The 13,417-nt window shown below is 42.0% G+C and carries 11 protein-coding genes and 3 pseudogenes; 5 read left to right on the top strand and 9 right to left on the bottom strand.

Translation table 11 applies throughout. The features are described from left to right. The first annotated feature begins 218 nt into the window (after positions 1–218). Entirely contained in the window at positions 219–1,010 is a 792-nt protein-coding gene (locus D1367_RS11750) for an IS5 family transposase (protein ID WP_118162435.1), read from the top strand. Between the two features lie 354 nt (positions 1,011–1,364). Continuing rightward, a pseudogene (locus D1367_RS11745) lies at positions 1,365–1,811 on the top strand (rhodanese-like domain-containing protein); the annotation flags it as partial. A gap of 449 nt (positions 1,812–2,260) precedes the next feature. Here D1367_RS11745 and D1367_RS11740 read toward each other — a convergent pair. From D1367_RS11740 to trpB, 4 genes are all read right to left on the bottom strand, one after another. Continuing rightward, complete coding sequence (locus D1367_RS11740) at positions 2,261–2,890, bottom strand: ribonuclease D (protein ID WP_118166618.1); 630 nt, start codon at positions 2,888–2,890, stop codon at positions 2,261–2,263. A gap of 171 nt (positions 2,891–3,061) precedes the next feature. Beyond that, positions 3,062–3,610, bottom strand: a complete 549-nt coding sequence (locus tag D1367_RS11735) for a CAP domain-containing protein (protein WP_118166617.1) — start codon at positions 3,608–3,610, stop codon at positions 3,062–3,064. A gap of 348 nt (positions 3,611–3,958) precedes the next feature. Then, positions 3,959–5,008 (bottom strand): CAP domain-containing protein, encoded by a 1,050-nt coding sequence (locus tag D1367_RS33080; RefSeq protein WP_338042144.1) that lies wholly within the window; start codon positions 5,006–5,008, stop codon positions 3,959–3,961. An 829-nt stretch (positions 5,009–5,837) separates the two neighbouring features. Continuing rightward, on the bottom strand, positions 5,838–7,073 hold the full coding sequence (gene trpB / locus D1367_RS11725; RefSeq protein WP_118166616.1) for a tryptophan synthase subunit beta: 1,236 nt from the start codon (positions 7,071–7,073) through the stop codon (positions 5,838–5,840). A 245-nt stretch (positions 7,074–7,318) separates the two neighbouring features. Between trpB and D1367_RS11720 the strand changes: the two genes are divergently transcribed. Together D1367_RS11720 and D1367_RS11715 are read left to right on the top strand one after the other, a co-directional pair. Further along, complete coding sequence (locus tag D1367_RS11720) at positions 7,319–7,666, top strand: translation initiation factor (RefSeq protein WP_118166615.1); 348 nt, start codon at positions 7,319–7,321, stop codon at positions 7,664–7,666. 141 nt (positions 7,667–7,807) lie between these two features. Continuing rightward, positions 7,808–7,966 (top strand): YqaE/Pmp3 family membrane protein, encoded by a 159-nt coding sequence (locus D1367_RS11715; RefSeq protein ID WP_012410519.1) that lies wholly within the window; start codon positions 7,808–7,810, stop codon positions 7,964–7,966. Positions 7,967–8,247: 281 nt separating this feature from the next. On the opposite strand, the gene dhaL is transcribed toward D1367_RS11715, so the two are convergent. The 4 genes and pseudogenes from dhaL to D1367_RS11695 form a co-directional block, all read right to left on the bottom strand. Then, positions 8,248–8,892: a dihydroxyacetone kinase subunit DhaL gene (gene dhaL / locus D1367_RS11710; protein ID WP_118166614.1), complete on the bottom strand. Its 645-nt coding sequence runs from the start codon at positions 8,890–8,892 to the stop codon at positions 8,248–8,250. A 63-nt stretch (positions 8,893–8,955) separates the two neighbouring features. Continuing rightward, entirely contained in the window at positions 8,956–10,023 is a 1,068-nt protein-coding gene (gene dhaK / locus D1367_RS11705) for a dihydroxyacetone kinase subunit DhaK (protein WP_118166613.1), read from the bottom strand. Between the two features lie 190 nt (positions 10,024–10,213). Further along, a complete protein-coding gene (locus D1367_RS30725) occupies positions 10,214–10,666 on the bottom strand; it encodes a hypothetical protein (protein WP_181985148.1) in 453 nt (150 codons plus the stop codon). 138 nt (positions 10,667–10,804) lie between these two features. Beyond that, positions 10,805–11,239, bottom strand: a pseudogene (locus D1367_RS11695) (MBL fold metallo-hydrolase); the annotation flags it as partial. Between the two features lie 169 nt (positions 11,240–11,408). Between D1367_RS11695 and D1367_RS11690 the strand changes: the two are divergent. Further along, positions 11,409–12,647: an RNA-guided endonuclease InsQ/TnpB family protein gene (locus D1367_RS11690; protein WP_118164787.1), complete on the top strand. Its 1,239-nt coding sequence runs from the start codon at positions 11,409–11,411 to the stop codon at positions 12,645–12,647. A gap of 18 nt (positions 12,648–12,665) precedes the next feature. On the opposite strand, the pseudogene D1367_RS11685 reads toward D1367_RS11690, so the two are convergent. Next, a pseudogene (locus tag D1367_RS11685) lies at positions 12,666–13,103 on the bottom strand (ferredoxin); the annotation flags it as partial. Positions 13,104–13,417: the final 314 nt, after the last annotated feature.

Below are 13,417 nucleotides of genomic sequence, written 5' to 3'. Positions count from 1 at the left end.
TCAAAAGTCAAAATGAATACAATGTAAGCGTTTCATTGATTTTGAATGGGTCGGTTATTTATGCCGTGCTGTACTAGGGTTATCTTGGCAAAAGGTTGCTGGCTTACCTGAACATGTGGCATTTGAGCTAAGAGGATGTTTGAAAAGTTCCAAGTTGAGTAAAAAAAAGCTCTCAGGGCATAAGCTGTAAATACGTACATACAGCACCATTGAGAGCGATGACTAAAGCATACTCCAGTAACCTGACCCAAGACCAATGGGAATTGCTAGAACCGTTAATTCCAGTAGCGAAAAAAGGTGGTCGTCCAAGGGAAGTGGACGTATGTTCGGTACTCAATGCCATTTTTTATGTATTGACACAAGGGTGTACCTGGCGAAACCTACCGGGAGACTTTCCTAATTGGCAAACGGTGTATACATACTTTCGTAATTGGCGTATTGACGGAACATGGATCAGCATTCATGACCGACTTAGAGGTTGGGCGAGAGTGGAAAACGAGCGTTGTGTTAGCCCATCAGAAGCGATCATCGATAGTCAAAGTGTGAAAAGCGCAGCAATGGTCAGCCAAGATGTTGGGTACGATGCTGGAAAAAAGGTCAAAGGACGCAAGCGGTTTTTGACTGTGGATACGTTAGGTCTAGTGCTGCGAGTGCTGGTGACAGCAGCTAGTGTCGATGAACGCTCAGGAGGTAAACAAGTACTCAAAAAGGTTAAAAAGATGGGAGATACTGTTTCACGCCTTTCTACTATCTGGGTTGATGGTGGTTACGACGGTAATCCCTTTATGCAATGGGTGATGGATTTTTACCGATGGATTGTACAAGTTGTACTGCGACCCCATGAACGCAAGGGTTTTGTTTTGTTACCTAAACGTTGGGTAGTAGAAAGAACCTTGGGTTGGCTGACTGGGTGTCGGCGTTTGAACAAAGATTATGAACTATTACCCCAAACTTCTGAGACTTTTATCTATCTGGCGATGATTCGCATCATGGTAAGGCGTTTGGCATAAATTTTTACCGCTCAAAACTTTTCAAACACCCTCTAACTACTAAGGCGTTATTGTTAGCGATCGCATATATTGAAAAGATACATATTTTCTGTAATAATAGCTGAATATTTTAATTTTATTTACAATCTATAAATGACAAATATAAACTTAAAATATCTTTAATAATAGAATTAATATAAAAACAACTTTTGATAGTCTAATCTGACTGGATTGGCAATGCATTGAATGGTATAAAAAATTTTAATTAGCTATCTATCTCAGGAGAGATTTTAAGTAAATTAAGCCCAAAGAAAGAGTAATTCAATATATTTAGTCCGTTAAATTGCTATTAATATCGTCAAGTCAGGGATATTTATGGTTAACAATTTAGTCGGCGGCATCATTCCCCCACAGCCACCAGTAGAAGCACAATCTGATGTTCATACATTGAAGTCTCGTCTAGAATGGGGCGAACCAGCTTTTACAATCCTGGATGTGCGCGATCGCAACACCTTCAACGAAGGTCACATTATGGGAGCGATGCCAATGCCAGTAGATGAATTGGTACAGCGTGCAGTACCTTCTTTAGATAAAAGCCGTGATATTTACGTTTACGGTGCTAATGAAGAAGAATCTGCCCAAGCCGCGCAACAACTGCGTTCTAATGGATTTCAGCATGTCTCCCAACTCAAAGGTGGTCTTGCTGCATGGAAGGCTATCGGTGGCCCAACAGAAGGCATTGTTGAATCAAAAACTCCCCCTGGTGCAGATGACTACAATGTTGTAGATCGGCTAAAAACTCACCAAGAAAATCTGCCAAAGGGAGGCCCTAGCGCGACGGAAGCCATTAAAAAAGGAGCTAGTAACCTCAAGGAAAGCATTCAAGAGGGAGCCAGTAATGTCAAAGAAGGCATTCAAGCGGGAGTCAGTAATGTCAAAGAAGGCATTAGTGAATCTAATAAAGGCAATGATGATTCCAATATTGGATCTTAGGCAAAAAATAACTTAGAAAATTAGCAATAGACCTCTTGCATAAATCAATAATGAGAACCGCACTCTACCTTTGGCTTATATCAAAGTCTCCCCTCTTTGTTTGCGGGGACAGGTTAGGGCTAAGGTGTTAGTGTAGTGAATTTTCCAAGAGGTCTAATCTTAATTTCTCATGACCAGAGAAGTCACAATTCAGAAATCGAAATAAATATAGAATATTTTCTCTTGCAATGCTTGTACTTACTCCAGAGCAAAACCTTTGCAAGAGGTTTATTCTTGGATTAATGTTCAAACAAATCTTTAAACTGCAACAAATCCAACGAAACTATTGTTGGCAGGAATTCAAAACATTCTTGAGCAATTTTCCAACGTTCTTCTCGTTTGAGCATTTCTGTTAGCTTGTGCTGCACACTAAGTAAATAGCGCACATCATTGGCAGCATAACTCAGTTGAGCTTCAGATAAACTAGCGGCGTTACCCCAATCAGAACTTTGAGAGCTTTTATCCAGTTCTACTTGTTCTAACTCTTGCACCACATCTTTAAGTCCGTGGCGATTTGTGTAAGTACGGGCTAATTTACTAGCAATTTTGGTACAAAAAACAGGTCTAACCTGAATCCCCAGATTAGCTCGCAAAGTCGCAAGGTCAAAGCGAGCAAAGTGAAACACTTTTACGACATTCGCCCCTTCCAAGAGTTTTTTTAAGTTTGGCGCATCAGCTTGTCCTTTGGCGATGCGGATTGCAGTCACTTTCCCGAATTCGTTGCACAATTGGACAAGACACAACCTATCGCGTTGTGGCAATAATCCCATCGTTTCTGTATCAACTGCGATCGCAGTTGATTCTAAATACTCTACTAGGGCTGCATCGCCCAGATCGCGATCGCTCACCTGAAAATCTTGTAATGTCATGAATTGTTCAAAAATAATAGCACTGTCCAGCAAATAAAATTGTTTTTACTTGAGTTTTAAATCAATTCCAGATGCAATCCTCACTTCCTGACGCTGTTCGCGTTCATCAAGAGTTCACAATACCTACCATTAGAGTACATTGAAGGTGGGGACTTTTGCGACACGTTAAATCTACCTAGTGCGAAAGAAAAGCTGTGTAAGGTAGACTTCGCCTTGATTATTAGTAGCAACGCCAATTCCAGTGAGGTTATAATTTCCTTTAAGGTTCTTTAGATGTCCCGGACTCTTAATCCAACCAGTAACAGCTTCATCCACAGGGTTACTATATCCCCGATTGAAAGCTACATTTTCCGCCGCACTGCTGTAGCGAATAGGGATAACATTGACTCGCCGTTCAAATCCCTGATGGCTAAATGGTGTTTTACCTTTAGCCATATTTTGACTATGAATTCTTGCCTGTCGAGTAATATTTGCATTTAGGGTCAACTTTGGCAGCCCTTTAGAAGCCCGATATCGATTAATTTCGTTAAAAACGGATTTTTCTAGCTCCGTAGTCTTAAAAGTAGGAGTCGATATTGCAACCTGACTGGAAAAAAGCGACAACAGCTTATTACGGGTGGATGTATTCGTAGAAGGATTATTTGGTATCGGAACAGTCGTTAACCCACTAGCAAGGACAAGCGCACTTAAAGCGATGCCAAAAGCAGTTTGTCGGAACATGGAGAATTGCGTAATATGTAGAGATATAAGACTTATACTCTACCCTATTGTTCCGACGATATATACCACGATACTATTAAGGATTGATGAATTTTGGCAATCTGGCTACATCCTTGTGTAGGAACTACAAAAAATGATTTGCAATTGTCAATACTTCAATAGGTCAGCATCGTAAAATTACGGTTATTTTTGCTGATAATTTAAGATTTTCATGAATTACTAAAAAAATAATGTAGTATTCAATAGACAAATGTCATTGAAACTACATTATTCAATATCTAGCAAAAGCTTTGCTAGCAGCCTCAAGTCTGGAGAATTTGAGAAAAAACCTAAATTCTACCAAATCTATCAGCGAAAGAAAAGTTGTGTGAAGTGGATTTCGCCTCTACTGTTAGTAGCGACACCAATCCCCGTTTTCTCATAATTACCTTTGATATTGGCTAGATGCCCTGAACTCTTGAGCCAGCCTTGAACAGCTTTCGTCACAGGATCGCTATATCCCAGGTTGTAAGCGACATTTTCACCAGCTGAACTGTAAGGAATATCGACTGCTTTAACACGTTCTGAAAATCCCGTATGCCCAAAGGGAACTTTACGATTAGCCATATCCTGACTGTGAATCCTGGCTTGATTATCGATGGCAGAATTACGAGTCAGCTTTTTTAATCCTTGGGAAACTCTGTAGTCATTAATTTGTTTGAAAACCGCCTTTTCTAAAGCAGCAATGTCAATCTTAGATCCTGAGAGTTTACCAGTATTATTTGAGACGTTAGAGCTTGTCGGTGTAACAGTTGGAGGTGTTACAGGAGTTGTTGCAGGAGGTGTTACAGGAGTTGTTGCAGGAGTTGTTGCAGGAGTTGTTGCAGGAGTAAAGAAAATTTGTGTGAAGAAGATTTCGCCTCTACTGTTGTTGCTAACGACAACACCAATCCCAGTCTTTTCAAAATTACCTCTGATATTAGCAAGATGCCCTGGACTTTTGAGCCAGCCTTGAACAGCTGTCGTCACAGGGTCACTATATCCATAGTTAGTAGCGACATTTTCACCAGCTGAACTGTAGGGAATACCGACTGCTTTAACACGTTGTAAAGCTCCCGTATGTCCAACGGGAACCTTACCTTGAGCCATATTCTGACTGTGAATCCTGGCTTGATTATCAATGGCAGAATTACGAGTCAGCTTTTTTAATCCTTGGGAAACTCTGTAGTCATTAATTTGTTTGAAAACCGCCTCTTCTAAAGCAGCAGCGTTAACATTGGATGCTGCAATTTTCAAAGTGCTATTCGATACACTTGAAGCTGTCGGCGTAAAAGTTGAATTTGTTACAGGAGTAGCGATCGCTCCACTACCGAGAATGATAGTGCCCAAAGCAACACTGTAGATTGTTGTTTTAATCATTTGCTGATAACTTACTGAAACTCTAGCTCCAGAAAGCTTAACCAAGCTAGTATCAATCTGACAACTTGATTGTAGGTCTATATACCTCTGTTTATGGCGTTTTTTGTTCAAAAACTACCACTAAACTTTAAAATGCATAGAATTACGAAAAAATATTACTGTTTATAAAAAAAAATTTCCTCCATCATTAGTATGATTATTTTATCTAACCTACTTTCCAAACTTCATTTTGTAATACACGAAGATTTTTATGCTTAGTCAATATTAGTTACAAAAACTACATTTCGATAATACAAGGCAGTGCTAATACTTAAGTAAATCTCAGTATTATGAATTATGGTTGAATATCAGTATACTACATAATTTAGTATTAATACTGATGGCAGCAAAGAATACGAGTATTAATAAATACGTTTATTTTAAGATAATTGTAGGTTGGGTTATAGCAATATCCTCGTAGGGGTACGAAGTGAAACCCAACAAACCAGCGAAAATGTTGGGTTTCGTTCCTCAACCCAACCTACGCAGTTTATAGGTTTTTGGCGCTAACCCAAGCGTATTGGGAGATATATTCCTAAAAATGTGCATTCTCAAACTTTGCACCAAATTTTGGCCTGCCAACTCGTCGTGAGTTGGTTGCGATAGCATAGGGTGTTGGAATTGTTGATCCTATTTAGGGACTTCCAAGTAAAAAAATATTCCATTGCTATTGTTCAGTGTTGACCGTTGACGGTTCACGAATTTTCAGTCAACAGTCAACGACTTTAATGTGGAATAATTTATTTTTTGGAGTTCCCTTATTGCTTTTTCCCAATGATTTTACGTATACTTACGCATCATTTAAGAACTTGGCTACTGTTTGTACATCCTTATCGCCACGTCCAGAGCAGTTAATTACAATCCGAGGACTGTCGGTTAGTTGAGGACATAGGGTTTCGAGGTAGGCGATCGCATGGGCTGTTTCTAATGCCGGGATAATCCCTTCCAATTTCGATAATCGCTGAAATGCCGCTAAAGCTTCTGCATCCGTCACACTATAGTATTCAGCGCGACCAGTATCTTTCAAATAACTGTGTTCTGGCCCCACACCGGGATAATCTAAACCTGCACTAATTGAGTGCGCCTCAATAATTTGCCCATCCTCATCTTGCAGAAGATAGCTCATTGCTCCGTGTAATACACCAACTCGCCCTTTTGTCAAGGTTGCTGCGTGTTTTTCAGTATTGACACCTTCTCCTGCTGCCTCAACCCCAATGAACCGTATGGAAGGCTCATTCATAAATTCATAAAATAATCCCATAGCATTGGAACCACCACCCACGCAAGCCAAGAGAATATCAGGCAATACACCCCACTTTTGGATTGCTTGGGCGCGAGTTTCTTGCCCGATTACTGCATGGAAATCACGTACCATCATCGGGTAAGGATGGGGGCCTGCTACTGAACCGAGAATGTAGTGAGTTGTTTCTACATTTGTCACCCAATCGCGGATTGCTTCAGAAGTGGCATCCTTGAGGGTTCCAGTTCCCGCTTCCACCGGATGCACTTCTGCCCCCATCAACCGCATTCTGAACACATTTAAAGCTTGGCGTTCCATGTCATGAACGCCCATGTATATTACGCATTCCAGCCCAAAACGAGCGCAAACTGTAGCTGTGGCAACTCCGTGTTGGCCAGCACCCGTTTCGGCAATAATCCGTTGCTTACCCATGCGTTTCGCCAACAATACCTGACCAAGGGCGTTGTTAATTTTATGAGCGCCAGTATGATTTAAATCCTCGCGTTTTAAGTAAATTTGTGGCCCGGTGCGATCGGGTCGGGCATAATGAGCAGTTAGGCGTTCAGCAAAATATAATGGTGTGGCACGTCCTACATAGTCCCGTAACAACTGCTGTAGTTCTGCTTGAAAACCAGGGTCATTGCGGTATTGCTGATAAGCTGTTTCTAGTTCAGTAAGAGCGGGCATCAGCGTTTCAGGTACATACTTACCGCCGAAGCGTCCAAAGCGACCTAGCGTATCTGGAACTTGAGCAGTTGAATTTGGAGATAGGGGAGTGATAGTCACGGGCTGTTTTCAATGAGGGGAATCACTTAATTATTATAGAAAGTTTGGGGCATATCCAGGTTATATCTGGAGGCTGGAAACTAAATTCTTCCTCAATACCCAATGCCCAATGCCCAATCTCCCATGCCCAATTACTTTGAATCCCTCGCAATGGATTTGTGATGTTAGCCTAGAAATTGATATTCCAGCAGAATGGTTGCGTAGAAGTTTCCACTGCCTTTGAAATTTTCTTAAATATTCATTTTATGTCTTCTTCAAATCCCAAATCTTCTGACAAAAGCTTTGTCTACCGCGAATTTGGCAACGACAACTCCGCAGCCACAGAAAGACCAATTCCAGAACTTCCTGCACAACAGCAAAATCTCAAAGTACAAGCTTCCCGCAAAGGACGCAAAGGCAAAACCGTTACAGTGATTAGCGGTTTTCAAGCCAAACCAGAAACCTTGGCTGATTTGGTGAAGCAGTTGAAAACCCAGTGCGGCACAGGTGGGACAGTTAAAGATAACGAAATTGAAATTCAGGGCGAACACAAGCAAAAAATTGTCGAAATTTTGACCAAACTAGGTTACAAAGCTAAAATTAGCGGTGGCTAATATCGAGTGCGGTTTACCGCATCTTAACCGTGAGCTAGATTAAGAGAGGAAATGTTATCTTTGAAAGGTACAAATATGCTTGAGCAGTGGTGAATAACTTTGCCAACAAGCTGTTTCTTGGGAGATGAGTAGGAGGTTTAAATGGATTTAGTTCGGATTTTGTGTGCCATTTTCGTGCCGCCTCTGGGAGTGTTTTTGCAAGTAGGTTTTGGTATAGACTTTTGGATTAATATAGTTTTGACACTTTTTGGTTACATTCCTGGGATTATTCACGCAGTATGGATAATTGCTAAGAAATAATTCTTTGTGGCGGTAGGTTTGAGGCTCTGCATACAGTGATAAATTGAGTCAGAGCCTCAATAAATATTGAATTAGCATTTAACTATTGAAACTTGAGTAATTTTGAGTTGGAATAATTTTAAGCTTCAAAATTTACTTCAACTTCTGAATCTCAAATAAGCTAACGCGCCTACATATTGCACAAACTCCGTGTAGACCGTCATTAGTCATTAGTCATTTGTGTTTACCAATTGGACTTTGGACAAATGATAAAGGACAACCTCACCAGTTGATGTGCAATCTTATTTGCGTAACAGCTTAGTTTCCAATACACCTAACAAAATCTTCAACATCAAATAAGCAGAAGTCCCTCCTGGATCTGGATGTCCGATACTCCGTTCCCCCAGGTAGCTAGCCCGTCCCTTTTTCGCCTGCATCGGTATAGTTTCTTGCAACCCCCTTTGGGCTGCTGCTACAGCCTGTTGCATAGCTTCCAGCGTCCCTTTACTTTCTCCTACAGCTTGCCCAAAAGCGGCTACAGCCGGAGATAGCACATCTACCATTGTTTTGTCTCCTAGTTGCGCTTTGCCACGTTGTAGCACGCCGTCTAAGCCTGCTTGGAGTAGCCCTAACACATCTTGTTCTGTTAATTCTTGTTTATCAACTACTGCTGTACTGGCTCGCAAAAACCAGGTGCCATAAAGAGGGCCACTAGCACCGCCAATGGAAGAAATTAAGGTCATACTCACAGCTTTGAGAATACTGCTGATGTCCTTGTCTGTAAGAGTTGGTAACTGAGCGCTTACCTTTTTAAAACCGCGATCCATATTGATCCCGTGGTCAGCATCTCCGATCGCAGCATCTAATTCTGTCAAATATGCTTTATTCTGCTCTATCTCAGTTGCATAAGCTTGCAACCACTGTAATATCTGCGGCTGACTCACCATAATTCGTAATTCGTAATACCTCGACTTCGCTCGGCACAAGTTCGTAATTCGTAATTATGAAATTTACCAGCGCCAACTTGCTGTTTTTACTGGTGCATCCCATAGCCGGATCATTTCATCATCTAATTTCAGCAGGGTAATGGAGCAACCTTGCATTTCTAGAGATGTGATGTAAGGGCCTATCAAGTTTCGCACAATTTGTAAGCCTTGCTGTTCGCAGATTTGGGCGAGTTTGCGGTAAACAATATACAGTTCAGAAATCGGGGTTCCACCCATACTATTGACGAAAGCTAATAACCGATCGCCTTTGGTAAATGGGAGATTTGTTAGTTCTACATCTACCCATTCTCCTTTGTTTTCATCCCACTCGCGCAGTGTGCGGCTGTATGGTGCATCTTCAAGGAGCGATCGCGTCAATATTTCGGTAATCTCATCTACTGATTTTATAGCTGTACGTTCTGTTCCTGGCTCACCGTGGATACCGATACCTAATTCAATTTCGCGATCGCTCAATTCAAATGTCGGTGTTCCATTAGCTGGGACTGTACAAGATGTTAGAGCAATTCCCATACTCCGCCCATTCAGATTTACTCGGCGACATAAATTTGCTATTTGTGGCAAATCATACCCAGCCTCAGCCGCCGCACCACAAATTTTTTCTGCCAGTATTGTTGTTCCCACACCCCGCCGTCCTTGGGTATAGAGACTATCTTTCACTGCTACATCGTCATCAATCAAAATATTTAGCGATCGAATGCCCTCACTACGAGCTAACTCCGTTGCCATTTCAAAGTTCATCACATCACCACTGTAATTTTTGACGATATAAAGGATACCTGAGCCTCCATCTACTTGCTTTGCTGCTTCTAGCATTTGGTCAGGAGTCGGTGAAGTGAAAACCTCACCAGGACAAGCTGCGTAAAGCATTCCTTTGCCCACGAAGCCAGCGTGCATTGGTTCATGTCCACTGCCACCACCTGAAATAATTGCTACTTTACCCGGAATAGGTGCATCGGCTCGATAGACAAAAGTGGGATCATAGTTCAGTTTAATTAAATCGGAATGAGCCGCCGCCATACCTTCTAGACTTTCTCGTACAAAGTCTTCTGGCTTATTGATCAGCTTTTTCATAATCCGTGTTTGGTTAAAAGGGTACTAAAACCCAGGTTATAGCGATCGCTGGTTTGTATGCAATACAGTTTGACCTGTCTAAATCTCTCTCCTTAAAAGCTACCGTGTACACACAAGTCTTTTAGAGTGGAGGCTGCACAGACTTTTAATCCCCACCACCCCTCTTGAAAAGCAAAGCTGTTTCATTTTCTCAAAAGCTCAAAAAAGACTTGTGTTCTGAACCAAAGCCCTCGTGTTCTGAACCAAAGTCTTCGTGTTCTGAACCAAAGCCCTCGTGTTCTGAACCAAAGCCCTCGTGTTCTGAACCAAAGCCCTCGTGTTCTGAACCAAAGCCTTCGTGTTCTGAACCAAAGCCTTCGTGTTCTGAACCAAAGCCTTCGTGTTCTGAACCAAAGCCTTCGTGTTCTGAACCAAAGCCTTCGTGTTCTGAACCAAAGCCTTCGTGTTCTGAACCAAAGCCTTCGTGTTCTGAACCAAAGCCCTCGTGTTCTGAACCAAAGCACTTGTCTGTACACCGTAGCCTTAAAGGAGAAAGACTTTGAAATTTTCCCCTTCCCGCGACGAGTTGGGGGTTAGGGCAATACTGCTCGGATAAGCAGGGGAGGCAGGGGAAGCAGGGGAGGCAGGGGAGGCAAAAACTCAACGCCAGCCTCCATTTCTCCCCCAGCTATTGAACAGCTTGCCTCAACCAAGAAATTCCTTAACCGAGCAGTATTGGGGGTTAGGGGGTTAAGTTTTTTGTGGATTTTGCCATATAACCGAATAATTATAAATTATTTGATCAATCCAAAGATTCCATTAACTCAATACACTTGTGCATTTGCTGGCGCATGGTTTCTCTATCAGCATGAAACCTTCGCCCATGACCTGGTAGCACCCACTCAAAAGAGTAATTAGCCAAGTTACGCATTGATTTAATCTGTTCTGACCAAGAATACCAGCAGGCATTGTGGAATGCAGTCAGTTGGTGCAATCTTTCTGACCAAGCGAGATGGTCGCCAGTGAAGAGAAACTTATTATTGTAGAGTAAAACAGTTTGTCCTTTGGTGTGGCCGGGAACTGGGATAATTAAGAAATCTGGAGTCAAGGTAAATGGTTCTGAACCAGTTAGCTGTATTTCTACATTGCGAGTATCCGCAGTAATATCATCAGTATGAAGGATGCGATCGCACTGAAAATGCTCGGCAAATTTTTGATGATCTGCTACATCATCTTTATCAAATCGCTGTAATACCCCTGCCTCAACGCTTCGTAGTTCGTGGATGTAAAGCGGTCAAAAACGAAACACCTTCTGACCAAAATTGAGCGTAAGCGAAATTAGGGAAGAAGGTAGTTGAGTTTTTGACAATCATGATCTACTATTTATGTAGCAAGAATAGACATAAATGATCGTATTTGAGGCAAAACTTGAAGGACAAAACGAGCAGTATCGAGCGCTTGATGAAGCGATTCGTACTGCTCGTTTTGTGCGTAATAGCTGCCTGAGATACTGGATGGACAATAAGGGCATTGGACGCTATGACCTAAATAAATTTTGCGCTGTACTTGCAGCCAGTATTGAGTTTCCTTGGGTTGACAAGCTGAACTCAATGGCAAGACAAGCCAGTGCTGAAAGGGCGTGGTCTGCAATCGCTCGGTTCTTTGATAACTGCAAAAAAGGTAAACCAGGGAAAAAGGGATTTCCAAAGTTTAAGAAAGAACAAACGCATGGTTCTGTTGAGTACAAAACCTGTGGATGGAAACTTTCTGATGACCGCAGGTATATCACTTTCTCGGATGGATTTAAGGCAGGAACCTTTAAACTCTGGGGAACTCGTGACCTGCATTTCTACCAGCTTAAACAGTTTAAAAGGGTGCGGGTTGTACGTCGTGCAGATGGCTATTATTGCCAATTTTGCATTGACCAAGAGCGAGTTGAAAGACGAGAACCAACAGGAAAAACTATTGGTATTGATGTTGGACTGAACCATTTCTACACCGATAGTAACGGAGAGACAGTCCCCAATCCTAGACATCTTCGCAAGAGTGAGAAGTCTTTGAGGCGGTTGCAACGCCGGATGTCTAAGACTAAAAAAGGTTCTCAAAACAGAATTAAGTTTAGAAATAAACTTGCACGGAAACACCTCAAAGTAAGTCGCCAGCGTAAAGACTTTGCCGTTAAGACAGCAAGGTGCGTGGTGAGGTCTAACGACCTTGTAGCGTATGAAGATTTGATGGTGCGGAATATGGTGAAAAATCACCCCTTGGCTAAGTCTATTAGTGATGCTTCGTGGTCGTTGTTTCGTGATTGGGTTGAGTATTTCGGTAAGGTGTTTGGTGTGGTCACGGTTGCCGTTCCACCTCACTACACCAGTCAGAATTGCTCTAACTGTGGCGAGGTTGTCAAAAAGACGTTCTTAACCAGAACTCATGTTTGTCCTCATTGTGGGCATACCCAAGACAGGGATTGGAACGCAGCGCGGAACATATTAGAAAAAGGATTGAGTACGGCGGGTCACGTCGGAACTAACGCCTCTGGAGAGACTGACCAATACTTGAGTGAGGAAACTCCTTCAAGCAAGTCAACTCGTGGAAAGAGGAAACCCAGAGAGCGATCTTTGGAATCCCCACCCTCAACGAAGTAGGGTGGGGAGGATGTCAAGAGTTAGGTACATATAACGAATTGGCCCCATTTCTTCTAAACGCTTGACTAAAGGCGGCGTAAACCGGGGAGAATCCACCAAAATGTTACCTTCGGGAAGTTGAATTAAATAGCTAGCAGCACCGTAAGATTTTTCAGAATGATAGCCGCAGTGGTAAACATTTTCTGTTACTAATATTGGAAACTGTTGTTGAGCAACTTTGATATCTTTTGGTTTCTCAATAGTGCCTATAGAACTAGTAGGACAAGCTAAAAGTGCTTGCAGTGCGGCTAATCTTTGGGCTTCATTCGTTGGTTGATGATAAACAGCTGATTGATCATCTACATCATAAAATACTTCAGGAGCCATCCAGCGACAGGTATCACAATCAATACAGGTAGTATCTACATAAAAATCGCCGTTGACATTTTGGGGACGACGCTGATTTAAATGAGCCATATTAATCCTTTTGCTTCCAGGTGCTTACTGGGGAGCGATAAATCCTATATCACTAGGCTAGCAAAAGTGATTTGAGATTGTAGACACCACTAAAAGTAAATCTGTTAACAATAGGACTTACGCAAAAAGTGCTAAAAAGCTTAATTTCTCGAACCGCCATCGCGCTTCGCGTCTCGCAGAGAAGACGCCAAGAACGCCAAGAATCGTAGAGTTTGCGTAAGTCCTAAACAATTCAAAATTCAAAGTTCAAAAATAAAGGTTCAACCCAGAAGGGCTATATTGCCTGATTTTAGAGAATTGGTATAACTTGTCTG

Origin of the sequence: Nostoc sphaeroides (genome assembly GCF_003443655.1) — a bacterium.
In the GTDB taxonomy this organism is placed as follows: Bacteria; Cyanobacteriota; Cyanobacteriia; order Cyanobacteriales; family Nostocaceae; genus Nostoc; species Nostoc sphaeroides.
Note: the sequence above shows the minus strand (reverse complement) of the source record. Positions and strands in the feature narration are given on the sequence as shown.